17 protein-coding genes are annotated in these 23400 nt (G+C 56.2%); 8 read left to right on the forward strand and 9 right to left on the reverse strand.

Annotated elements, in window-relative coordinates; translation table 11 throughout:
- Window positions 1-356 precede the first annotated feature (356 nt).
- From rfbC to Poly21_RS17420, 5 genes are all read left to right on the forward strand, one after another.
- Entirely contained in the window at window positions 357-890 is a 534-nt protein-coding gene (gene rfbC / locus Poly21_RS17400) for a dTDP-4-dehydrorhamnose 3,5-epimerase (RefSeq protein WP_146408790.1), read from the forward strand.
- Between the two features lie 416 nt (window positions 891-1306).
- Window positions 1307-2368, forward strand: a complete 1062-nt coding sequence (locus Poly21_RS17405; RefSeq protein ID WP_146408157.1) for a TIGR00180 family glycosyltransferase — start codon at window positions 1307-1309, stop codon at window positions 2366-2368.
- 241 nt (window positions 2369-2609) lie between these two features.
- A complete protein-coding gene (locus tag Poly21_RS17410; protein ID WP_146408158.1) occupies window positions 2610-4199 on the forward strand; it encodes an LTA synthase family protein in 1590 nt (529 codons plus the stop codon).
- Window positions 4200-4219: 20 nt separating this feature from the next.
- Window positions 4220-5137 carry a PI-PLC domain-containing protein gene (locus Poly21_RS17415; protein ID WP_302119378.1) on the forward strand — a complete coding sequence of 306 codons (918 nt, stop codon included), beginning with the start codon at window positions 4220-4222 and terminating at the stop codon, window positions 5135-5137.
- Window positions 5138-5270: 133 nt separating this feature from the next.
- Window positions 5271-6668, forward strand: coding sequence for a capsular polysaccharide export protein, LipB/KpsS family (locus Poly21_RS17420; protein ID WP_146408160.1), 1398 nt, complete (start codon window positions 5271-5273; stop codon window positions 6666-6668).
- 28 nt (window positions 6669-6696) lie between these two features.
- Here Poly21_RS17420 and Poly21_RS17425 read toward each other — a convergent pair whose 3' ends face one another.
- Window positions 6697-10362 carry a DUF1553 domain-containing protein gene (locus Poly21_RS17425; protein ID WP_146408161.1) on the reverse strand — a complete coding sequence of 1222 codons (3666 nt, stop codon included), beginning with the start codon at window positions 10360-10362 and terminating at the stop codon, window positions 6697-6699.
- Between the two features lie 228 nt (window positions 10363-10590).
- Window positions 10591-12054, reverse strand: a complete 1464-nt coding sequence (locus Poly21_RS17430) for a DUF1501 domain-containing protein (RefSeq protein ID WP_146408162.1) — start codon at window positions 12052-12054, stop codon at window positions 10591-10593.
- A 123-nt stretch (window positions 12055-12177) separates the two neighbouring features.
- On the opposite strand from Poly21_RS17430, the gene Poly21_RS17435 reads away from it, so the two are divergent.
- Window positions 12178-13302 (forward strand): vWA domain-containing protein, encoded by a 1125-nt coding sequence (locus tag Poly21_RS17435; RefSeq protein ID WP_302119380.1) that lies wholly within the window; start codon window positions 12178-12180, stop codon window positions 13300-13302.
- Window positions 13303-13428: 126 nt separating this feature from the next.
- Here Poly21_RS17435 and Poly21_RS17440 read toward each other — a convergent pair whose 3' ends face one another.
- The 4 genes from Poly21_RS17440 to Poly21_RS17455 form a co-directional block, all read right to left on the reverse strand.
- Window positions 13429-13962 (reverse strand): PRC-barrel domain-containing protein, encoded by a 534-nt coding sequence (locus Poly21_RS17440; protein WP_146408163.1) that lies wholly within the window; start codon window positions 13960-13962, stop codon window positions 13429-13431.
- 78 nt (window positions 13963-14040) lie between these two features.
- The gene (locus Poly21_RS17445; RefSeq protein WP_146408164.1) at window positions 14041-14244 is read right to left on the reverse strand and encodes a CsbD family protein; all 204 of its coding nucleotides are present in this window, start codon (window positions 14242-14244) and stop codon (window positions 14041-14043) included.
- 268 nt (window positions 14245-14512) lie between these two features.
- A complete protein-coding gene (locus tag Poly21_RS17450) occupies window positions 14513-14983 on the reverse strand; it encodes a PA2169 family four-helix-bundle protein (protein ID WP_146408165.1) in 471 nt (156 codons plus the stop codon).
- A 203-nt stretch (window positions 14984-15186) separates the two neighbouring features.
- Window positions 15187-17748 (reverse strand): DEAD/DEAH box helicase, encoded by a 2562-nt coding sequence (locus Poly21_RS17455; RefSeq protein ID WP_146408166.1) that lies wholly within the window; start codon window positions 17746-17748, stop codon window positions 15187-15189.
- Between the two features lie 245 nt (window positions 17749-17993).
- Here Poly21_RS17455 and Poly21_RS17460 point away from each other — a divergent pair, with 245 nt between their 5' ends.
- Window positions 17994-18302, forward strand: a complete 309-nt coding sequence (locus Poly21_RS17460) for a hypothetical protein (protein ID WP_146408167.1) — start codon at window positions 17994-17996, stop codon at window positions 18300-18302.
- Here the strand turns inward: Poly21_RS17460 and Poly21_RS17465 are convergent.
- The 3 genes from Poly21_RS17465 to odhB form a co-directional block, all read right to left on the reverse strand.
- The gene (locus Poly21_RS17465; RefSeq protein WP_146408168.1) at window positions 18299-19027 is read right to left on the reverse strand and encodes a DUF4332 domain-containing protein; all 729 of its coding nucleotides are present in this window, start codon (window positions 19025-19027) and stop codon (window positions 18299-18301) included. The genes Poly21_RS17460 and Poly21_RS17465 overlap by 4 nt on opposite strands.
- Window positions 19028-19104: 77 nt before the next feature.
- The gene (gene pepT / locus Poly21_RS17470; RefSeq protein WP_146408169.1) at window positions 19105-20370 is read right to left on the reverse strand and encodes a peptidase T; all 1266 of its coding nucleotides are present in this window, start codon (window positions 20368-20370) and stop codon (window positions 19105-19107) included.
- Window positions 20371-20546: 176 nt separating this feature from the next.
- On the reverse strand, window positions 20547-21926 hold the full coding sequence (gene odhB, locus Poly21_RS17475; protein WP_146408170.1) for a 2-oxoglutarate dehydrogenase complex dihydrolipoyllysine-residue succinyltransferase: 1380 nt from the start codon (window positions 21924-21926) through the stop codon (window positions 20547-20549).
- 203 nt (window positions 21927-22129) lie between these two features.
- On the opposite strand from odhB, the gene Poly21_RS17480 reads away from it, so the two are divergent.
- Window positions 22130-23359: an exonuclease/endonuclease/phosphatase family protein gene (locus tag Poly21_RS17480; protein WP_146408792.1), complete on the forward strand. Its 1230-nt coding sequence runs from the start codon at window positions 22130-22132 to the stop codon at window positions 23357-23359.
- The last annotated feature ends 41 nt before the right edge of the window (window positions 23360-23400 follow it).

The following is a 23400-nucleotide window of genomic DNA, read 5'->3' on the forward strand; positions in this document are numbered from 1 at the left end:
CGAGTGGATCTGATGCGTGGGCATCGGCATCCATGCCCAAATTCAATGGACTCTGCGTGTTGCGGAATTCGCCTCTGATATGAGATGCATCTCGGTGATTTACGACGAGCCGCACTACTCGACCGCCTTCGTCAGTGCTTCGGTTTTCGTCGTGTGATTCTTTCAAGATCGTAACCTGTTCACGTTCAGCAGACTCCATGCGCCAAGACTGCATTTTCCTTCGTAGTCACCAACCTCCATCGCATGGGCCACGTCGCGAAATCCGTTGCCAGGTAGCGTCGTTCACGATATCCTGCGATCGGTTGTTACCAGTCAGAAATGATCGACTTTCACACGAAAAAGGATGCGTGAGGCTTATGCGACAAATTGCGACGGAACTGCCAGGCGCGTGCTTGATCGAGCTTGAGCGGCATGAAGACGAGCGAGGTTTTTTTGCGAGAACTTGGTGCCAGCACGAGTTTGAGGAGTTTGGCTTAGACAGTCATTTCGTCCAGTGCAGCGTCTCATTCAATCGAGTCGCGGGAACACTCCGCGGCATGCATTATCAACAGGCTCCCTACGAAGAGAGTAAATTGGTGCGCTGTGTACGCGGCAGTATCTTTGATGCGATTGTCGATATTCGCCCAGGGTCGCCCACATTCGGATCTTATGCCGCTTTTGAATTGAACGAAGAGAACCAGTTAGCGATCTACATTCCCAAGGGTTTCGCCCATGGATTTCAGACTCTGAGCCCGAATACGGAAGTGCTGTATCAGATGAGTGAGTTCTTTCACAGTGACTCGGCGAGAGGCTTTCATCACAGTGACCCCAGCGTTGGGATCGCATGGCCGCTGCCGGTTGCGGCGATATCCGAAAAAGATGCCGAGCTGGAAAAGCTCGCGGTTGAATAGAAAAACGACACTAGCTCAAATTGCTGGCTACAACCGCTATAAGCAGGTCGAGAAGCTTCACGTGGGTGCACTGTGAGTGAGGATAATCCCTGAAAGCAATGTGTAGTGAACAAGCTTGCGACACAGCACGTGTGAAGACTCTTTCGCGACCATTGAAGCGGCCGCCGACCGGCTGGGTTGGGCGAAAACCAAATCGGGGCTGACAACGGGTGCATCCATCATCGAGAGCGTGAGGGAGACAGGCCCAAAGGCCAGCGATGCATGCCGCGGTGACGGAACTCGATTGACTCCTTGACTAACGCTGAGCTACGACGAAAAATATGGGACCAACGTACACTGCGAACACGAATCGTGTGGTGCGGTAATTCTGCGGTCGCGTCGGGCTCCTGTTCCTGCTCCCATTGGAAGCTGCCCGCATGACGCCAGGCACCTTGACCCTGCTGACGCCGACGCATAATCGTCCCCCTTTCTTGCGCCGGATGATTCGATTCTTTAGCCAGATCGAACTGGCATTTCCGATCGTGATCGTTGATTCGAGCGATTCGGAGCATGCGGCTCAGAATCGACGGATCTGCGAGGATGCAGCTAATACCTTGAACGTGCTGTATCGACATCATGGTCTGCCGTTTGACTTGAAATGTTATCAAGGGCTCAGCGAAGTGGAGACGCCTTATGTTTCCTTTTGTGCCGATGATGATTTTCAGTTTCCCGCCGTGGTGCAGCAATGCGTCGAGTTCCTCATCCAGAATGACGATTACTCCGTGGCTCAGGGCCGTGTGATCCACGCTAGCAACTCACGCACAGCACATGATTCAATCTTCGACTGTCATCTGCTCGATGCCTACGATATCCAGGATTCCGACGCCGCCGAGCGGTTTCGCCAGATCGCGACTCGCACATTTTCAACGTTCTACGGCGTCTATCGCACTCCGCAATTGACCAATTCGTTTGCCGAAGTGGTCGAGTACACCGATTACCAGCAGGGGCGCGTCTTTACCGAAGCATTTCTACTCGCCTTAAGCGTGATCTCCGGGAAAGTCAAAGTCCTCCCGGGAGTACAATATCTCCAGGAAACCCATGGGAACAACGAGAGTCGGGTCGTTCCACGCGTCGCTGACAAGCAGAGTACTAATGCACTTGCCCGTCGTTACGAAATTGGACTACAAAACCATCTGTTGGAATCGTCAGGCCAGCCTATCGACCACATCGAACGACTGATTGAGCAGCACGCCCGTTTCCTATCAGGTATGGGAAGTAGGAAGAGAAGTCAGGGGCCATGGAAAGAAAAATTGAAACGAGAGCTGCAACGTTCGCGACCCAAAGCGATCAAGTGGTGGCGAAACCTATTTAATCATTCAGACGCGGCCGCTCATAGGATCGACGCCGTGGTGCAAAATCCGCATGTTTTTCCAAATGGACAGGAATACGACGTGGCGAAAAGACTGCTTACGCAGCATCCGAGGGGCGTTGCGGAGTAGCGTTCGTTGGTATGCGCCAAGACTATTCTCAAGATCTTAACGAAAATAGCCGATGAAATCTAATAGAGGTGAGTTTCACGTCCACGGGCCACTCCGTCGCTAATTCAGCTGCACTGCCGCGTGAGAATGTCAAGTTGTTAGTGCGTCACAGCACATCGGAAAGCCATTGCAACTTAGTGCGTTCCCATGATAGTTGGTTAAGAAAAATGCTCAGTCGCACGCATCTTTAGACGGCTTTCACATGTTATCATCGTCCCGAACTTATCGCCGCCTTCTTGCTGGGCTGATATTGTTCTGGGCGATCGAGCTGTTGGTTCTGCAACAGTGGACCACGCTTTCGGATGCGTCGATTCCGATGCACGATGCAATCAAGGACGCTAGTCGGCGTTTCGTGCTGAATCTTGCCGGTTGCACCGCATTAGTTTGTTTGTTCGGCAGGTGGAGCCTGCGTGCGACGTTCGTCGTTGGGCTGGTCATGACCAATTTACTGGTCGTGTATGCGAACTATTTTGGCTCACCGCTATCCTGGCCAGTACTATCGAGTCAATGGCGGGAAGGTCTTGCGGTTAGTGACCACGGTATGTCGCTGGTCGATTGGAGAATTGTCGCAATAAGCGCTATCGCTCTTGCGGTCAAAGTTGCGATCGCGAACGCGGTACCCAGCGGAACGATGTCGCGTCACGAGCGCCGCCGAGTTGTGGCGATTGCAGGCGGTGTCTATTTAGCGGTTGCGATTGGATTAGCAGGTTTTCACAAACCGCTTCGACGAATCAGTCTGGGAACTCCGGAATACGTCTACGGCTACGTCGTGGCTTGGGCGGCCGAAGCAATCAGCCTTGACAATGGCGTTCTGCTGGAAGTTGCACTCACCAAGGCGAGGGGGGCTAGCAATATTCTCTCAGAAACGGAGCGTACCTTGCTGCTGACAAATAATGTTGCAATCATTCAAGTTGAGAGCTTGGATTTTGACGTGATCGAGAGTGAAGTAGACGGCGAGGCTGTCATGCCTTTTCTACGTGGTATTCAGGGGCAAGCGATGCTCTACTGCGTTAAGCCCTATCATTTTACGGGTTCGTCCGAAGCGGACTTCTCAATGTTGACTGCGGCAGCGCCGAATGGAAAAGTTAACCCGTTCCAAATTCAAGGATTTCCCTACGAGCAGGCGCTGCCTTGGCTGGCTCAGCAACAAGGCTACCAAGCCGTCGCGTTCCACGGTAATACGGGTGAGTTTTTTCACCGACGCGACGCTTATGAGCAGATGGGCTTCTCGGATATCTATTTCACCGAGGAGCTGGAGCCACTCAAAGTATCAGGTCACTGGGATCGGGATTTGCTGGAGTTCTCCGCTGATCTAATGGAAGCCTCGACTGCGCCAACACTTCACTTTGTCATCACGATTACATCGCATGGCCCGTTTGATCGGCTACTCGAGTCGGATCGCGAACTCTTTGAGCAGCCGACGAATGTCCAACAGCGGTATTTGAATAGCATGCGATATGTTGATCGCGTCCTCGAGAACTATATTGAACAACTGCCGATGGATACTACCGTCGTGCTATACGGTGACCATGAATCTAATGTGCATGGGTATTGCGAAGACGAACGCCATCCAGATCGTGTTCCGTGGCTGATTCTTCAGAAGGGACGCGACTTGTCGACTCGGCAAGACTCACGAGAATCAGGACTGGCGTTGTCCGGGGAGCTTTCACAGCTGGACATGGCATGCTATTTCCGCAACCTCCTGGCTCGTACTCAAATCGCCGCATCCAAAGAGTTGAAACGCAGAATCGCGAACAAGCCATTTTATGGTCAATCGACAACGAAGCTGTGAAGGATGGTGCTGTGTACAACATGATTACATGGCTTTTTGGCGCCAGCTTTCGAGAGCGAATTGCGATCGCAATGAGCTACACTCTGGCAATCGTGACCATCGCACTAGGTCTCCAGCTCAAGCTGGCGTCGAAATCGCCCAATCCGGCTAAATGGAATACGTATTCCCAGCAGGCGAACTCGCATTTATATGACGGCTTGAATCCGGCCAAACCGATTGCGATGCCGGTGATTTCGCACCGCGGCGGAGACGTCCCCGGCATTGACGAAGCCGGTACGCTGGCGCGACTTGATTACAATTATGCACGCGGGCAGCGCCTCTTTGAGCTGGATTTTAGTTGGACTGCGGATGATCAAATTGTGGTCAAACATGATTGGAAGGAAAGATCGGAAATCCCCACACTTGAAGAATTTCTCAGCGAATCACCGACCGACCATACATCGTTATCAATGGTCTACGATTGGTTGGTTGCGCATCCCGACGCATTTGTAGTTACCGACTGCAAGAAACGCAGCCTGGCCGCTGCCGCTCGAATCCGCATGGAACGCCCTGAGTTGGTGGCCCAGTTCATCCTGCAGATCTACCAGTACAAGGACTTCGAGTTGGTGCAGTCCCAGGGATATCAGAACGTCATTTTGACTCTCTATCGCTGTTTGGTATCTGAATCAGCCAACCGGATTGCTGACTTTGCTGCCGAGCACGACCTCTTCGCGATCACGGTTCCGCGGTCCAGGAGCAGTGACCCGGAATTGCCTCGGCGTCTCAACCAGCTTGGCGTCCCCATCTACGTCCATACAGTCAACGACAACGAGACCGCTCTGGACCTGCAGCGTCGCGGCTTTTACGGCGTGTACTCAGACAGTTTGACCACTGAGACGGTTGGTCGCATTGCTCAACGGAAGCCCGCTGAGTATCCCGACAAAACTGTCTTCCAGTAATCGGAGAAATACTGTATTTACAGGCTCCTACTCAACGACCTAGTCTATCCCTTGAGATATCTGGGGCGTTCGAAAACGGTGCTGGCTGCGCGGTGGTCGCGGCTCCGTAGATTGACTTCGATGAATCGAACGGATGAAAATGAATAAGGTCGTCGTTCACATCGCCTATCCTTTGTGGCGAAAGAACATGCTGGTGGCGTTGGCGCGGGCCAAGGAATTACAGGACAGCGGCGACGACGTCACGGTGACCTACTGCGCCGCAGGAAGCGGATCGTGCATCTGCAATCAATCGGGAAATCCGCTGGTATGCCGGTTATGCCAATCATGGGTGCAGAAGAACGCGTCCGAATTGCAACTCCATACGATTGGTGTTGGCAGCTCTGGAAACCGAGACAGCCCCATGGGGCCGCCGCTATCTGCGAAAGAGTTCCCGATCTCACTGCGCAAAGAGCTCGTCGAGGGCGTGCTTAGCGGTTTGATTTCGACCTACCGAATCTTGCCGCGGGATATCAAAAAAATCGCGTCACTGCAACGAATCAAGCGACGAACGTACTACACCGCACTGCGACTGCATGCGGATCTGTTCCGCGTCGTGGCAGCGGTATCGCCAGACCGATTCGAAGTTTTCAATGGTCGTCACGCTTGCAGTAAAGCAGGGCTGTTGATCGCCAAATCACTGGGGATTCCGTTTTCGACAATGGAGGTTAACGCCAATAAGCGTCCCATCGTCTTTGTCGGGCATACACCCCATGATCGGCACGGTGTGCAAGCGCGCATTCGCTCCTTGCCAGTGGATATCGAGCTGGCGACGAAGTTTTATGAGGGCCGGCGGAAGCCGCGACACAATCGCTTTGCCCGCGCCCAGAGTGAGGCATTCAAAATGCCGTCGCGAGACGGGTTTCAGCGAATCGTCAGTGTTTTCCTCAGCAGCCAAGATGAGTTCGAATCCCTCGGAAAGAGCTGGAAGTCTCCATTTCCTCCTGACCATGAGATCATGCGAGACACCTGTCAGCGTTTTCCCGAAACACTCTTCCTGATTCGTTTTCATCCCAATCAGGCTGGTATCAAGAGCGATATTCGCAGCGGATTTGCACCCTTAGAACAGCTTCCCAATGTGCGCGTCTATGGGCCGACGGATGTTGCCAACACTTATGAGATGATCGATCAATCCGAGATTGTTGTCGCGTTCAACTCGACGGTGGGCGTAGAGGCGTGCTGGGCGGGCAAGCCTTCGATCATGCTCGGGCCTTCGTTCTACGATGCACTCGGGGTGGCGTACACGCCACCGACAGTGGATGAATTCTGGGCGCTACTCGAACGCGATCAACTGAAGCCAAAAGATCGCACCGGTGCCGCTCAATTAGCATACTACGTTCTGCGTGACGGCAACGATTTGAAATACATTCAGACCGAGGCGGGCAAGTTAACCCATCGTGGATTCTCACGCCGCCAAGCCTGGAAAGCTGTTGCCGCTCGCAACATCAATACAGTGTGCGTCAACGTGATGAGAAAATTCATGCGGGCCGCGTAAGCCAGTCTTAGTATCTCGTAGGCCAGTCTTAGTATCTCGTGATAGTCTCGTGCAGATTCAGGATCACCCTGCATACCTGTGACCACGCTGCGAGTTTGGCGCCGTTGGCAAATTCATCATCACGAATACCAACTGCGTTGAACTTCGCTGCATCTTCTGGGTGAGCGGTGAAGTGGTCGAGCTGTCGCTGGTAGAACGCCTGCAGCGTCTGTGTTTCTTCGCTCATCGCTTCGCGAGCCAGTGCACGAATGAAGGCCGCGTCGAGTATCGATTCAAACGACGCATCGCTGTGCTCGCTCAAGAGGGAGTCAGCCATGGCGTGGGACGCCTCCACGAAGGTAGGGTCGTTCAGCAGCGTCAACGCTTGCTGGGGGCTATTTGACGGTGACCGATCCGCGGTGCACTCGTCTCGAGACGGGGCATCAAAATTGACCAGCATCGGGTGCAGAAAGGTACGTTGCCAGTGTATGTAGACGCCCCGGCGATATTGTCGATAGTCTTCCGATGGAGAGTATCGGCGATTCGGAAATTGTAGGTTGCCATAGTGTCCCGCAGGCTGGTAGGGGAAAATGCTCGGGCCGCCGAGGTAGTCTACGTTGAGCAGTCCCGCGATTGCGAGCGCGTTGTCGCGCACGAGCTCAGCTTCTAAACGTCGTGGTGCCGCTTGGGCAAGTAGGCGATTGTATGGGTCGGCTTCGGTGAGCTCGGGACGATTCGTAGCCGCTTGCCGATAGGTTCGGCTCATCACGATTCGGCGGATGAGATGTTTGATATCCCAGTTGCTCACCACAAACTCGCTCGCCAATCGGTCCAGTAAGAGTGGATGGCTGGGCCATTCACCTTGGCTGCCAAGGTCATCGAGTTTCGCGGATAGTCCTGTACCAAAGAAGTGCTCCCACATACGGTTTGCAAAGTGCCGCGGGACCAGTGGATTCTCGGATGATGTCAGCCAGTTGGCGAGATCGGTGCGAGTCAATCGGGGGTCACTGTCGACATCGGGCTGTGGTAAGAAATGCGGTACTGCCGGTGGCGCTAGCACGCCGGAATCGTCCTGCCAATCTCCACGCGGACGCACGCGGCTGACGGGGATGTTGTCGGCGGATACCGACTGAGTCACCACGGTGATTGCCATGGCGGAGTGCCGATCCAGAATCGCGTCCCGAAAGTAGATGGTGCGTGGATTTTGTTTGCTGACATCAGTTGTGGAAACATAGAATGCACCTACCAGCACGGCATGCTCTGCTTGCTCGCGTTTCTCGCTGGGTTTCTTCAACGCTGCCGCGAGCGTCTCGGACGCCGCCGGCCAGCCTGCGATGGCACCTCCGACAGGAGTAACTGCCAAACGCACTCGTCCGACGCTGCCACTCTTCAGCCGGACGATGAGCTGCTGATCAGGTGCCAGCTCAAGTGGTGACTCCAAATGGTAGACAGCGGTATGAACCAGCTGATTCTCGTTGGCCGGCAACTGCCATCGTGTTGGGCCACTGCGCCAAACTTGCCCCAGAGTCCGGGGCGGAGCACCGCTGCTGTAGCGCAGCGGATCCTCTCGGTCGGCTTCCCCCCAAGCAATCTTGACGGTGGACTCGGGCTCGATCAGCACCTCGTCAGCAATAGCCACCGTCGTGGACGGCATGGGGAGTTTAGGGGTCTCCCGCTGCAGTACATTTCGATCTTTATCCAGCAGGATCAGGCGAAAGCCCTTCAATCGGCTCTCGTAGTTGGTATCGGTGCGGTTCCAAACCACGATGGAATCCACCGCTTGCTCGCTACCAAGGTCCACCTCCCACCAAGGATTCTGGCCATCGATCGCCGTGTGAGTTACCGAGTTGGCTTTGTAGTAATCGCCTTCGGTGTTCCCATCAATGGCCAGCGACGCGTGCGCGGTTTTGTAGTTGGTAGACTGCGTCGCGGTGCCTTGGCGGGCCAAATTTATTAGCTTGTTTTCAGCATCCGGGTTTTTTGAAAACACCTCAACTTCGGCGAGTGAGAGGATCTGTTTTCCGCTCAGTTCGATGCGTACGTAGCGAGGACGATTGGGACGCATCTGGGGTTGGTCCGATTTTGTACGAACGACGCTCGCCGAAAACTCCAGCTCAAATCGGCCATCGTCTTTACGCCCGACATTTCCTCCGTTGTGCTGATCGGGCAATACCTCGAGCCGAATCGCTTTGACACGCGTGGGGGTTTTCGGACGGGCGGTGATCTCAACCGTCTCGCCATCAACCGGTTTTCCGGTCAATAGAACGCTGTCATCGTCGAGTGTCTGATGTTGAGTTCGTGCTGATGTCTCGACTTGATTCACCTTCATTGGTACCCAGCCGTCGGGATATTGCGTGAGTAAATGCTCGATGTCGGTTTGCCAAGATGAGAATGGTTTTGATGTGAGTGTCTCGTCTCCCACAGATGCGAGCAGTCCGGCGTCGCGTTCACGGGTCAACGCGTGGATCTCCGCTCGTAGCGATGCGGAAGGGAAACGCATCTCGGTGGGGAACGGGTAATCGTTGTTGAATCCCAGCAGATCCTTGTTGGGAGTATAGGCATAGTTCGAGTAGACGCCCCACTGCCGAATGTCGTCAAAGAACGCCCCCATGGAATAGAAGTCTTTGGCGGAGAAAGGATCGAATTTATGGTCATGGCATTCACAACATGCCATCGTTGAACCGAGCCACGCGGTCCCAATCATCCGCACCCGGTCCGCTTTGTATTTCGCCAGATACTCTCCGGGCTGCGCGCCTCCTTCCCGGGTCACCATGTTAAGTCGAAGCAGACCGGTGGCAATGAGATCCTCAGTAGTGGGGTTGGGTTTCAGGTCACCCGCGATCTGTTGCCGCGTAAATTCATCGAATGGCTTGTTTTGGTTGAAAGCATCGATGACATAATCGCGGTAAGCAAAGTCGCGCAGGTTCTGATCGCCGTGGAAGCCGACGGTATCTGCAAAGCGTACGATATCGAGCCAGGAACTCGCCATTCGCTCGCCGAAGTGAGGTGACGCGAGCAATCGTTCCACTTGTTTTTGATAAGCATCATCGGTCGAGTCGGCGATGAAAGATTGTAGCTCGGCGGGGGTGGGCGGCAGCCCGATGAGATCGAGACTCAATCGTCGAAGTAAAGTAGATTTGCTCGCCAATGGTGCAGGTTCAAGGCCGGCTTGCTCCAGTCGCGACAATATGTAGGCATCGACCTCATTTGCGACCTGGGAACCATACCGTTTAAGCTGAGGGATTGCCGGACGCGTCACGGGTGCGTAGGCCCAATGTTGTTCGTACTGAGCACCCTGCTCAATCCATTTCCCAAAGAGTGCTTTCTCATAGCTTGACAACTGATGACGAAACTCAGCGGGCGGCATCTGCTCCCCATACCCGGTCCCCATGATGCGTTGATAGACCTCTGAATTCTCAAGGTCACCCGGCACGATGCCGCGCAGTTCGTCGTCCGACGGTAGCGAGCCGGTGGCAGATTCGAATGAATCGATACGGAACTCGCTCTGGTTGTTCTCCACATCGGGTCCGTGGCAGGCGAAACAGGTGTTCGACATGATGGGTCGAATGTGAGCATTGAAGGTCACCTGCTCGGGAAGCTTGCTGGGCTTCGTCGTTGTCACCAATCGCGTCGCGGAGGAGGGGGCTGCCGGTTCGTCCGCTGGCAGAGCACTGGAGAGTGCCAATAGTGACGTGAGGATGAGATTGCGAAGCATGGCGGTGGGGATCGGGTTGTCGAAGTATTGAGGAGATGACAGGTAACTATCGTCGCTAGACGGTAATGCTCACGTCTGGCTGAGCGTAGCTACCGAGTTTGTTGTCGCTAACGAGCGGCTGTTCGAATCGACCTGGGGAACACGTTGGTGAGCCGCATATCCTACGGCACCGGATGATATCGCCCTGGCTCCCACTGGCACGTCTCGGATCGCTCATTCTGCGGCTCGCTAAGCCACCACGTCGTTAATGACTCGGCACGGCTTGACACCCGTGAGCTTGAGATCGAGTCCCTGAAAGCGGGCCGTCAATCGTTCGTGATCGACGCCAAATAGGTGCAGCATGGTGGCATGCAAATCTCGCACGGGAACTTCATTTTCGACGACACCGTATCCAAGTTCGTCGCTGGTTCCGTAGGTCATCCCGCCTTTGATACCTCCGCCCGCCATCCACACGCTGAAGGCGTTGATATGGTGATCACGGCCCGAACCTTGCGCCATCGGAGTGCGTCCAAATTCACCACCCCACAACACCAGGGTATCCTCCAAGAGACCGCGATCCTTCAGGTCTTTCAGTAACGCTGCGGTTGGCCGATCGGTGTCATTGGCCGACTGCGTGAATCCAGGGATGAGATTGCTGTGATGGTCCCAACCACGGTGATAAAGCTGCACGAACCGCACGCCACGTTCGAGCAGGCGACGAGCCAATAGACAGTTCGACGCATAGGTTCCATCGCCTGGTTGCTTGACGCCATAGTTCGCTAAGGTCTCTTTGGTCTCGGTGCTCATATCAGCGAGTTCTGGCACAGCGGCCTGCATCTTGAACGCCATCTCATACTGAGCGATGCGGGTCTCTATTTCTGGATCGATTACATCTCGGGCGAGCATGCCATTGAGTCGCTGAACCTCGTCAATGACCTGCCGCTGGGTTGACTGGCAAACACCATCGGGATTGCCAATGTAATGCACCGGCGCTCCCGATGATTGGAATGCTACTCCCTGGAATTTGCTCGGCAGGACACCTGCACTCCACTGCCGCGCCGACACGGGTTGGGCCCCCGGACCGGATGAGGTCATGACGACGTAACCAGGCAGGTTTTCGGTTTCAGCGCCAAGGCCATACAACCACCATGAACCCATGCAGGGCCGCCCCTTGATGATCGACCCCGTGTTCATGAACGCATGTGCGGTATCATGGTTGATCTGCTCTGTCGTCATGCTGCGGATGACACATAGGTCGTCAGCATGAGCGCCGGTCAGGGGAAACATCTCGGACATTTCAATTCCCGACTCCCCCCAATTTCGAAACTTCGTAAACGACTTGCGAGCGATCAGAGTCGCTCCTTGTAACTGGGCCAGTTGCTGACCGGCGGTGAAAGATTCGGGAAACGGTTTGCCGTCAAGCCGATCGAGTTTTGGTTTGGGGTCAAGCGACTCCACATGCGAGGGGCCGCCTGCCATACACAGGTGGACAATTCGTTTCGCTCTCGGGGCGAAGTGAGGCAGGCCCGGCAGAGTTGGCCAGGGATGGTCATCCGCCGAATTCGCAGTAGCGGGGCCAGCATTCGCGTGTGAGTGACTACCGAGCAAATTAGCCAACGCAAAGGTCCCAATGCCAGCAAATGACTTGGACAGAAAGGTGCGTCGGGCCCAGTCCGTTTGAACGCGCTCCAGGGGTGCGGTGAGATGATTCATGTTGGATTTCGCATATAAGGTGGGTAGCCACTCATTGTAACGGATATATTAACCTGTTGAGCACGAAGTGAAACTATTCTGGTCTACCGGCCGAGTGACTTAGATCGATTGTTCCCGCCCTTGATGAGCGATTCCTCCCGAAAACGACAGCACCAAGCATCTTCGACGCGGGGTGAGCTTGCGCCGACACGTCCGCGCTGGCCCGCGATGCTAGGGTCGCTGCTGGCACATGTGATTGTGCTCCTCGGCCTGTTGTGGCTGCTCGCTACCGGGTTGAGCACGGGCACGAACTCTCCACCGGTCGTACGCAGTGTGGGTTTGGCGATCGCCCACCGGATGCCCGACCACACTCGCTACGTCAGTGAACCGGTGCCGCATACCGGGGCCGCCACAGCCCCGGAGTCTGCCAGCCCGGCGGCACCAGACCCATTGGCTGACGAGACGGCCCGGTCGGATGGTGGGCGTCAGTCCGCTGCGTCCTCGATGAAATCGCTCGATATCAAATCGCCCGTCGACTTCGCAGCGGTGTTAGCGGAGATGAATGGCGGTGGCACGTCCACGACTGGGACGAGTACCTCGACTGCCTCATCGGACTCTCTCGTGCAGGGCAGAATCCGCTTGGCCGACGGACGCTCACCTGAGGAACTGGGTGACCGCGAATTGGTGCCTGGCGTGACACGCGCCGGGCAGGGAGCCGGGCAAACCACGACGGAGGTGTTCGGTGTCTCCGGCAGCGGCAGCACTTTTGTTTATGTTTTCGACCGGAGCGATAGCATGAGCGCGGCGGGGGCTGCGCCGCTGCGGGCGGCGAAAACGGAATTGATTCGCAGCCTCGAAACACTTACCGAGCGGCAACAGTTCCAGATCATTTTCTATAACGATGAACCCGATGTTTTCCACAGCGAAGGTGACGCCACTGGATTGGTGACTGGCTCGCCAGCGACTATTGCGAGAGCGAAAGATTATGTTCGACGAACGGTTGCGACAGGCGGTACCGAGCACGAACGTGCGCTAAGGCTAGCGCTGCGGCTGGCGCCAGACGTCATCTTCTTTTTGACCGACGCGAAGATCCAAACGATGTCGCCAGCTCAGCTTGACGACATTTCGCGACGCGCGCAGGGTGCGGGAACAACAATTCATGCGATCCAGTTCGGTACTGGGCCGCCGCCGACGCGCACATTCTTAGAACAACTCGTCCGCCGCGGCGGAGGGGGCTACCGTTACGTCGATGTAACTCAGCTGAAATAGAGGCATCCGAACGCGTTGCTTCAACGGAAACCGCGTGGACAGCGACCCGCGCTTTTTTCAAAAACGCGGTCCGCTCAGCACGCGGTTCAGCACATTCCTTTCAAGCTCAATCGGCACGCCTCGAACCTACTGGTTCGTTCGCCGTGCGCGATTGTTGGCTGGCGTTTTACGCTCGACACCGTATCGCTTGTCGAGGTCCATCGCCCATTGGCGGTCGCCCATGTTCGGCCAGTTGTCTTGATCGAATCCCTGCTGTCCATCGAGCTGCTTTTGCGTCACGTCGAGCACCATTACATAGTCGTCGCGGTCCTCGGGATCGACCTGCACCTTGAAGGCCTCAAACGGGACGGCAAAGAGTTTGTCACCCATGCCTAGGAAGCCACCATAGGTAACAGCAGCGTAGCGAATTTTCCCGGTGGTGGCATTGATCACGAGATCGTTGATCTCACCTAAGCTTTCGCCCTGAGGATTTTGAATATTGAGGCCGAGCAGTTGGCTGGCCCGGATGTTCGAACCTCGCGTTTTGCTATCGAGTCTGCTGGCGTTCGCTGCACCGGAGCGAACTCCATCCTGCGTGGCGGGTGGCTGGGCGGCCGCAGTGGTGCATGTCAGGCACAGAGCCGCTGCTGTAGTGGTCAAGAATTGGGTGGCACGTTTCATGATTGTTCTCCAGTAAATGGAAAGGTGGGGAAGTCGTTCGTGGGGAAGGAGTCGATGTGCACGACTCCGTAGTCGCTGCTAGCAGTTGCAGGAGGTTTCAAACTCTTTGACTTGCTTCTCAGCTTCGTCTTTGGCAATCCCGTAGCGTTCTTGGACGCGGCCGACCAGTTCTTCTCGTTTGCCATCGACTTTGTCGAGATCATCGTCGGTGAGGTCGCCCCAACGCTGTTGGGCTTGGCCTTTAAATTGTTTCCACTTGCCTTGGATTTGATCCCAGTTCATAGCACTTCTCTTTTAATTGGAGTTAAGTTTTGGTCGCCGAAAATCCCGTTGGATTCCGGCTTGATAAAGTTGATGAAGTAGCATTTCCTGCGCCAGGCTTAACCGCAGTTCCGAAAATTTTGACGGACACGAGCAGGAGAACTTCATCCGGCGTTGTTTGTTGAGTATTCTTGATTGCGACCAGCCGCGTGGTCATCCAACGCGACCAGTCGCTGCTCGGCGATCGTCCTGAGCGAACGTAATCGCGACAGCGCGGGGGCGAAGGAGCCTACTTGGCTTTGTAGGCATCACGCAGATCGCGAACTTTGTCGTGGCCAGCCTTCACTGCGCGATATTGGTCGGTGAGCACATCGTTCATTGCGCTGCCGGCGGTCTCCTGGAGCACGTCCTCGTAAGCGGCTTTGATGTGGTCTTCCCCGCGTTCCGCCTCAGCCAGCACTGCGTATGCGTCACCGCCGTTGAGTTTACTGCGGATATTCATCCAAATGCGGTGTGTGGCGGCAGCAACACTGCCGTCGTCTTCGGAATTCTCGCCGTTGAATTCAACGAACTTTTGTAGCTTGCTCGCCATCGCAGATCGCTGATCAGCGAGCTCAACAAACAATGCGGCGATTTTCTTGTCGTCGACCTCATTGGCAGCCTCGCGAAAACCATCGAATGAGTCAATATTGGCACGAATCAACTTCTGCAGTTTTGCAATCGTTTGATCACTAAGGTCGGTCTTGGTTTCAAGAGTCATAATGGTGTCTCCACTTGTGTTGGCTCAGAGAGTGCACGACGTTGTGCCGTGCTCATACAAGTGGAGTCGCAAACAGCGTACCGTGTTGCAGATAATACAGTTCGATTTAGTTTGCACATGCTCTCACACCGTCGGCACGATGTTCATGCGAGCATCTGGGCGGTCATGTTCTTAGTGGCGCTTAGCGGGACCGGCGCGTTGCCTCACTCGCGGCGCTGATTGCGACGACCACTTGGCAGCGATAGCTCCTCAGTGTGTGCCGCGGGATTCTCCAACATCTCATCGGTGCTCTGGGGATCGATACTTCGGCAGGTCTCGGTTAATCGATCGGCAAGATCGTCGAGCCAATCCTCCCACGTCTCCACAGTCGTGTTCTCTGGAGGGATATTGGCCAGTTCGTCGAGCAACAGGATCATCCGCAGGCAGTGACGGAATAGGATGCCCTCTTCCTTCTGCAGCTTTCGCGTGACGACATACTTGTCGAAATCGCCACCGAATTGCAGTAGTTCACCGACAATCCATACGGGCTGTACGCGCACGTCGTCGACGCGTGGATAATCGTCGCGGAACAATCGCAGTAGTTTCTCGCCGATGGTGAGGGGCCAGACTCGCGGTTCCTCGAACATGACTCGTCCAAAGCCCTTGTCGCGGACCTCTTCCTCCTCTTCGTCCCGAGCACCACCGAGTTCTTCGGGCGACGCCAAACCGCGTTGCAACAAGAGTGGATCGAGATAGGTCGTCGCCAACGTCCCCGGTGGCATATCTTCGAGCTTCGGCATTCGCGTATGCCGAGCGACCGTGCCGGGCACATCAAGCACGCTCTCGATAACGGCGATCCGCTCTTCGTCATCGGCCATCGCTAAATGATCGGCGACAAAGACGCCAAATAGCGGATTCATGCTTTTGAGCTGGACAATTCGCTCCAACCGATTACGGGGAGTCGCGGTGATGGGCCGGTAGTCTTCGAGTTCATACCCGTGCTTGGTAATGTTCGCTTGCTCGTCCACGATCTTCGCGTCCAGTTCATTGTCTTCGCCGTTCTCGCTCCCATGTTGATCGCTTGGACGCATGTTATCGAGCAGTTCGCCAAACAGTCCCCGGGTGGCTGGCGGTGGTGCCGCTTCGGCTTCGAGTGCGCGGACGAGATCACCCGGTTTTTGTGGTCCTTTGTCGACCGGTGTTTTTACTTTCAACGCTCGCGGTGGCGGGTCGAGTATCACGGCATCGGAGTTATGCAGCGTGATCAGCATTCGATTAAGATCCTTCTGTGCGACTTCGATGCCACCGGCATGCATGAGTCGCCGACCAACCAGATCACGAATCGGCGCGATTTGATTGTCCTTCAAAATCAGGTATGCGAGCAGTCGCCATGGCAATCGGCCGCGCGAAACCAAATCGGCAGACTTGGCGATTTGCAACTGCTCGAACTGAGTCTGGGTCCAGTACGTCTCGCCTGCACGCCGTTTGGGCATCTTCTTTTTCAGCTGCTTCCGAGCCCGCATGAGACCTGGGTCTTTTGTGTCCTCTGGGATCTGATCGAATTTCTCTCGCCAGCGATGCAGTTTCACGTCGTCTTCGTGAGCCAGTGCGAACACGTACCCGCGATCATCGAACTGCGGCCGGCCCGCTCGGCCGAAGATTTGGTGTGCAGCAGCCGACTCGACCAGTTTCCGTTTGGTCTTGGGTCCCTTCAATAAACAGGGCAATACGACACTCCGGGCGGGCAAATTAATTCCTGCCGCGAGCGTTTCCGTGCAAACACAAATGCTTAGCAGTTTCTGCTGAAACAGCTCTTCGACAATGCGTCGATAGCGTGGTAGCACACCCGCGTGATGGACACCGACGCCGCGCATCAAAATCTGTTTTAGCTTTGGGCCGACACCGGTTGAAAAATCGGCTTCGTTGAGAATGTCCGCAAGTTCCTTTTGCCGAGATTTATCGATCAACGATTTGCCTTTAAGCATCTCGGCAGTTGTCCAGCACTGCGAGCGAGAGAAACAAAACATCAGCGCTGGTGTGCGCCGGCTGAGATCGTCTCCAGCAGCAATCTTCTCGGCGAAGTCATTCAGCAGATCGTCTTCCACCCATTCGTATTGCAGCGGCACCTTCCGTTCGGTGCCCTGTACAAGCTGCAAATTTTTGCCGTGGGACCTCCGCAACCATGAGGTGAACTCGAGCGAATTGCCCACCGTGGCACTGAGCAGCAGCAGTCGCACACTCTTGGGCAGTAACCCGAGAGTTAGTTCCCAAACGATTCCACGTTCATAATCGTTGAACGAGTGGAACTCATCCATCACGACGCAGGAAACATCGTCAAAGGAGAACTTTTCTGGATTAAGTAAACGATTGAGTAAAATTTCCGCCACCACGACGAGCACGGGCGCGTCAGGGTTGACGGTGCGGTTGCCCGTGACCAGTCCGACTTGATCGGCGGAGAATCCCCACCGCACCGCCGATGCGCGAAGCTCGTCGAGTTTTTGATCGGTCAGGGCGATCAGTGGCGTGGTGTAGTACATCCGCGTGCCCGCCCGCAACGCCTCGTATACCGCCGCTTCGGCGATCAGTGTTTTGCCCGTGCCCGTCGGCGCGCACACCAGCACCCCATGTCCTCCGGTCTTGTCCGGATCGGCGGTGAAATAGGCCAGCAGAGCTTCTTCTTGAACGGCATACGGCTCGTAGGGCAGAGTCTCGAAATACTCGCCCGCAAGCGCATCACGGTCAGGGACGGGGGCGTGGTCAATCTGCGATTTTTGGGGTGCATTCATGTCCGTCAGCTTAGCCGATCCGCCGCCAGGCCCGTAGACGGTGCCTGCAGTCGGCCAAGACAAATGATCCCGAGAGCCATCGGGATCTGTCCTTCAGCGACCTACTCCGCAGGATCATCGTGGATGCTAAACTGATTCTGATCGACCAATGCCAGTGTCGCGATCGACGCAGATCAATTAATGAGCGCAGTAGCAGCCGGACACCGCATCTCCGTTTTCCACATCACGCTGTTGTTGATCGGCCTATGCCCATCGGTTTATTCGTCCTGTTGTTTTTGAGCGTGTTGATTTTTCGCCGTGCGCGACGTGTCGGTCGGTCTGGACTCGCTTGGATCGCTTGGCTTTGGCTGGCAACGTTTGGAGTAGCCATTGCGATCAATTTTGCTTGCATGATTGGAATTCTGCTGTGGCACGACTGGGCGATCTCAGCGGAAGAATTGCGGTCAGCTCTCCACCTGCCATCCGCCGTGGGCATGATTGCCGGTGCGGCGTTCGCGATGTCGCGAGCTGGCCGCACATGGACGTCGAGGTGGGAAACGAACTCCGACGCTTAAGCGACTTGTTGTGTCATGTGGGGCGTCCCTGCCGAGGCGGATTCGACCATCTCGCGACAACTGGCGACCCAGGTCTTCACACGTCGCAGACTGGGGACGCTGCGGTGACCGATCAGTTTGCTGCCACGACTGCTCAGTGAAAAGCGTTCGAGATCGCGATGCAGTTGAGCGGCGGATTCGCGGGCGAGACTGGCAACGCTGCGACGATGGATCGCCACGAGCAGGAGGGCGTCGCGGGGCATCATCGACTCGATGCCCAGGGCTAGCTTGATCGCCGCCCGGTAACGCCGGATGGCGCGTTCGGCTCGTTGTGGGTTGCGAAAAGTCGCTGCGACCTTGCTGAGATCGCTGTAGATCAAATCGCCCGCGGTCTGGATGCCGACCGCTGCGAGCTGGCGACAACGTGGCGGTGGGCAAATATTCAGGTGCTCCAGTCGCATCGCTAATAGACGGGCGCGGTGGGATGCCAGGCTGGACTCGTGCGGAGTCAGGACCATGCTGCGACGACTTGGCTTGCGTCGCCGCTGCGGCCCTGGCATGGGATGATCCGCTGGAGCTGGATCGAGCTCGACGCTCGGCGCCACAGCGACGCAGGAATCGGCCGATCGCAAGGCGGTGAGTGTCGTGGGCGGGGCGGAGATTTCTGGCAGATTGACCAGGAAGACCACGTCTTCGCTGCCGCCGCGTTTGGTGGCAGACACCAAACGTTTGAAAAACTCGAACATGTGAAAAGACTCCTGGGAGAAGAAGCATCCGAGACATGTCCGCGATAGCAAGTCGGCGGGGGGCACGACTAGGCCAATTAGGAGCGTTTTTCTCCCCACAATCTCAACAATTCGATCAAATGTTTCGTCGCATCGCACATTTCATTCAAGTTTGCGAACTCGAGGACGCTGTGAATATTGTGCTGCCCGCTGGATAAGTTCGGCGTCGGCAGCCCTTTCTCGGTCAACTGGCTACCGTCGGTGCCGCCACGAACAATCTCGCGAGTACAACTGACGCCAATATTTGAGAAGGCCCTCTCGGCCAGCGACACGGCTTCGGGTAGCCGCTCGAGTCCCTCGCGAAGATTGCGGTACTGCTTTCGCACAGCACATTGCACCCGCGTCCCAGATATGTCTGCTGCTGCGGCTTCAGCGAGTTGTTGCACGCGGTGAGCGTATTGGGCGAGTTGCTCGGTATCAAAGGAACGCAATATTAACTCCACGCGAGTGGCTCCGACACCGCCGTGAATGTCGTGCACGTGAATGAAACCGTCGCGGCCTTCGGTTGTTTCGGGGGTCTCGCTGGCAATGGGTAATGACTCCACGAATCTCGCCGCCGCGCGAGTGGAATTCACCATCCGGTCTTTCGCGATCGCGGGGTGGATATTGTGACCAGTGAACGTCACCGTGACCGCGTCGGCAGAGAACGTCTCCACGTCGATTTGTCCGCGCCCCCCACCATCGATGGTATAAGCGACCGTGGCGGCGAGTTGCGTTAAATCAACCTTATCGGTGCCGTGGCCGATCTCCTCGTCGCAGGTCATCACCACGCGCAGCGGGCCGTGCGGGATTTCGGGATGCTCCATCAACGTGTGGGCGGCTTCCATGATGATTGCGACCCCCGCTTTGTCGTCACCGCCGAGCAGGGTTGTACCGTCGGTCGTGATCAGAGTATCACCGACCATCTGTTCTAATTCGACGCAGTTGGCCACGGCGATTACGGCACCATTGGGCAGAGCAATATCACCGCCGGCATAGTTCTCGATGACTTGCGGGTGAACGCTGTCGCTTGGAGCCTCGGGTGAGGTATCCAGATGGGCGACAGCAGCCACGACAGGCACATCGCCAGCAATGGTTGCGGGGACTGTCGCGATCACTAAACCGTCGCAAGTGAGCTCCACACCCTCAATGCCCATCGCGGTTAACTCGTCGGCGAGGAGTTTCCCCAATACGAGTTGCTTGGCGCTGCTCGGGTAGGTTTGCGACTGGGGATCCGCAGCAGTATCGAGTCGGACATACCGAAGAAATCGGTCGAGCAAGCGGTCGGAGCGGAGTCGAAGGTCAGTGATGGACGTAGCCGGCATGGTCGGATTCGCGGTCGCGAGAACTAAGAATGGGGCGTGGTAATGCTCTCTTGCCAGACGCAGAGGTTATGTGACTTCCGGTCCGATGAGCTAACCGTTTCGTTGTACCGCTCCGCTCAGCAAAGCGGAGGGAGCGGTTAAGACACGATCGTATATCACTAGTCAACAGACGCCGCTCAAACCTCGAGGAACAACCGTGATGGGTCTTCGACCATATCTTTGATCGCGACTAAGAAACCGACTGCTTCGCGTCCGTCGACGATCCGGTGATCGTACGTCAACGCGATGTACATCATCGGTCGGATCACGACTTGGCCATCCTCGGCAACCGGGCGCTCTTGGATCGAATGCAATCCGAGAATACCGCTCTGCGGCGGGTTGACGATGGGGGTGCTCAGCAGCGACCCGTAGATGCCGCCATTGCTGATTGTGAATGTGCCGCCCATCAAATCGCTCGGCTGCAGTCGGTTCTCGCCCGCCAGGCGGGCATACTCCGCGATCGAGCCTTCAATTTGCGAGAATGACATCCGCTCGACATTTCGCAGCACGGGAACGACAAGTCCTTTGCCGCCGCCGATTGCGATGCCGATGTCCTGGTAGTTTTTGTAGACCATCGCATCGCCGCGAATTTCCGCATTGACGGCAGGGAAGCGTCGCAATGCCTCGACGGCCGCCTTGGCGAAAAATGACATGAAGCCGAGCTTGACACCGTGCTTTTTGGCAAAGGCATCTTTGTACTTGCTGCGGATTTGCATCACCGGTTGCATATTGATTTCGTTGAACGTCGTCAACAATGCTGCGGTTTGCTGTGCCTGGACGAGACGTGATGCAATGGTCCGCCGCAGCATGCTCATCGGTTTGACTTCTTCGCTGCGATACGCACCTTCGGTGATTAACGAGTGCGACTCGTAGGAAGGTGTCGGGGCCGAGACGGCTGGCGGTGCCGGCTGGTTCGGGGCCGGAGCGGACTGCTGAGCAGGGGCAGCGGGTTGCTGCGACCGAGCGGACCCGCTGCGAACGTACGCGAGCACGTCCTCTTTGAGCAGACGACCGCCCGGTCCGGTCGCGGGCACGTCGGAAGCGTTGAGTTGGTGTTCATCGAGCAGCCGCTGGGCAGCTGGCATCACAAAACTGCTGCCCGAAGGTCGAGACGATTGTCCGGCCGCAGCACGCTGAGGGGAAGCCGAGCCGCTGCTGGGAGACGCTTGAGTAGGGGCAGGACTGGACGCTGAGGAACCTTGGTTCTGCTCGGATGGTTTCGATGCCGGTGCGGGCGACGACTTGGAGTCGTTGCCAGCGGAGTCTGGTCGCTCGCCGGTGCGGATACTCGCGATCTGCTCACCGACGGCGGAGAATTCTTCGGATTGTTTCAGGATGTCGGTGAGATAGCCGCTAGCGGGGGCGGGGATTTGGACGGATGCCTTCTCGGTTTCGATTTCGACGAGATCTTCGCCGCTTTCGACCCAATCGCCATCATTTTTTAGCCAGGTCCCAATTTGGACTTCGCTGATCGACTCGCCGACGGTCGGGACTTCGACTGGGATGATTTCGCTCACGGGAAACGTCTTCTACCAAAAAGGAAAATGCGAGGGCTCGTTACGACGCCCCTAGGATAACGATCGTCCGCCTAGCTGTCAGTGTACCGGAGGGCAAAGAGTTTTTTTAGAGGAATTTGATTGCACGGACTGGGCCGATTGAACCGATAAATAGGTGGAAACCGTTGAGTAACATTGTTCTCTCCACCTACCCACCCCATCTCATGTCCAGTGAATCCAGTGGAGGCCACCCGTTTCAGGCCGGGCTGATCGTGCTGTGCCTGGTCGGCGGCGGGTGGTATTTTTTTCGCAACTATGATGTCGACGGTCTCGACGGCATCTCGATCATGGCCAAGCAGTCTGGTCAGCAGAAGTCGCGGATCGAGGACATGGGCGAGCCGTTTACGTTCGCATCGTCGTCCACCGGCGACGCGAAGACCGCCGATGCTTCCAAAACACCTTCCACCGCCTCCACCAGCGGAGGCAATTGGTTCACGAGTAAAATTAAGTCGTTGGTCTCGACCGCGTACCCCGACTACGAAGTCGACCCCATCATCTCCAGCCCCAGTGATCAGCACCCCCAGCAATCCAGTCCCGGAGCATTGGGCGGATCGCGGCATACTCCTGAGCATCTTCGCATTGCGTCGTGGGCCCTCGATGGTTTCGGTCCCACGAAACTCGCCAGCGATCTGGCGCGGGCAAATTTGGTGCGTGTCGTCCGCCAATTCGATGTGATCGCGCTGCAGCAAGTCTCGTCGCGGCAGATGGATCTCGTTCCTCGGATGGTCGACGCCATCAACGAAAGTTCCCTTGGAGGAGGCGGCCCGCTCTACGATTACGTGATCGGCCCCCCCACCGGTCCACAAGCTCATAGCGAGCTGATGGTCATTCTGTTCAATCCCGCGCGGGTACGCGTCGATCGGACGCAAACCTATACGATCGCCGATCCAGATAACCAGCTTACCTACGATCCGTTGGTCGCGTGGTTTCGTGCCGCTGAGCCGAGTGTCGACGAAGCGTGGACGTTCAGCTTGGTAAACGTGCGCATCGAATTGTCTCACGCGCCACAGGAAGTTGCGTTGATGGCGCAGCTCTTCAAATCGGTTCGCGAGGATGGACGAGGGGAGGATGATGTGATCGTCGCCGGATTGCTCCAGGCAGACGACGCATATCTACTGCCCGTGATCGCCGGTGAAAAGATCCAAGCCGCGGTCACGAGCACGCCGACGGATATCTATGGCCGTCATCAAACCAGCAATGTTCTCTACGATCGCAGCACGACGGCCGAAGCGATTGGTCGCGGCGGCGTCTATGACTTCCTGCGTGTCTACAATCTCAGCGTGGCCCAAGCCCAGGCAGTCTCGAGTTATCTGCCAGTCTACGCCGAGTTCACGCCTCGAGAAGGCTCGCCCCACATGCATCAGGCTGCTGCACCTTCGACCCTGCCGCGTTGACCGTGCGTCATGATGCTCGTAAGACGTTATCAGCGCCAGCG

The sequence above is a fragment of the Allorhodopirellula heiligendammensis genome (assembly GCF_007860105.1).
Lineage (GTDB): Bacteria > Planctomycetota > Planctomycetia > Pirellulales > Pirellulaceae > Rhodopirellula > Rhodopirellula heiligendammensis.

What these genes read in the sequence shown, in the direction of transcription:
- rfbC (WP_146408790.1), top strand. Translation starts at nt 357, where the DNA reads ATGCGACAAATTGCGACGGAACTGCCAGGCGCGTGCTTGATCGAGCTT.
- Poly21_RS17405 (WP_146408157.1), top strand. Translation starts at nt 1,307, where the DNA reads ATGACGCCAGGCACCTTGACCCTGCTGACGCCGACGCATAATCGTCCC.
- Poly21_RS17410 (WP_146408158.1), top strand. Translation starts at nt 2,610, where the DNA reads ATGTTATCATCGTCCCGAACTTATCGCCGCCTTCTTGCTGGGCTGATA.
- Poly21_RS17415 (WP_302119378.1), top strand. Translation starts at nt 4,220, where the DNA reads ATGATTACATGGCTTTTTGGCGCCAGCTTTCGAGAGCGAATTGCGATC.
- Poly21_RS17420 (WP_146408160.1), top strand. Translation starts at nt 5,271, where the DNA reads ATGAAAATGAATAAGGTCGTCGTTCACATCGCCTATCCTTTGTGGCGA.
- Poly21_RS17425 (WP_146408161.1), bottom strand. Translation starts at nt 10,362, where the DNA reads ATGCTTCGCAATCTCATCCTCACGTCACTATTGGCACTCTCCAGTGCT.
- Poly21_RS17430 (WP_146408162.1), bottom strand. Translation starts at nt 12,054, where the DNA reads ATGAATCATCTCACCGCACCCCTGGAGCGCGTTCAAACGGACTGGGCC.
- Poly21_RS17435 (WP_302119380.1), top strand. Translation starts at nt 12,178, where the DNA reads ATGAGCGATTCCTCCCGAAAACGACAGCACCAAGCATCTTCGACGCGG.
- Poly21_RS17440 (WP_146408163.1), bottom strand. Translation starts at nt 13,962, where the DNA reads ATGAAACGTGCCACCCAATTCTTGACCACTACAGCAGCGGCTCTGTGC.
- Poly21_RS17445 (WP_146408164.1), bottom strand. Translation starts at nt 14,244, where the DNA reads ATGAACTGGGATCAAATCCAAGGCAAGTGGAAACAATTTAAAGGCCAA.
- Poly21_RS17450 (WP_146408165.1), bottom strand. Translation starts at nt 14,983, where the DNA reads ATGACTCTTGAAACCAAGACCGACCTTAGTGATCAAACGATTGCAAAA.
- Poly21_RS17455 (WP_146408166.1), bottom strand. Translation starts at nt 17,748, where the DNA reads ATGAATGCACCCCAAAAATCGCAGATTGACCACGCCCCCGTCCCTGAC.
- Poly21_RS17460 (WP_146408167.1), top strand. Translation starts at nt 17,994, where the DNA reads ATGCCCATCGGTTTATTCGTCCTGTTGTTTTTGAGCGTGTTGATTTTT.
- Poly21_RS17465 (WP_146408168.1), bottom strand. Translation starts at nt 19,027, where the DNA reads ATGTTCGAGTTTTTCAAACGTTTGGTGTCTGCCACCAAACGCGGCGGC.
- pepT (WP_146408169.1), bottom strand. Translation starts at nt 20,370, where the DNA reads ATGCCGGCTACGTCCATCACTGACCTTCGACTCCGCTCCGACCGCTTG.
- Poly21_RS17480 (WP_146408792.1), top strand. Translation starts at nt 22,130, where the DNA reads ATGTCCAGTGAATCCAGTGGAGGCCACCCGTTTCAGGCCGGGCTGATC.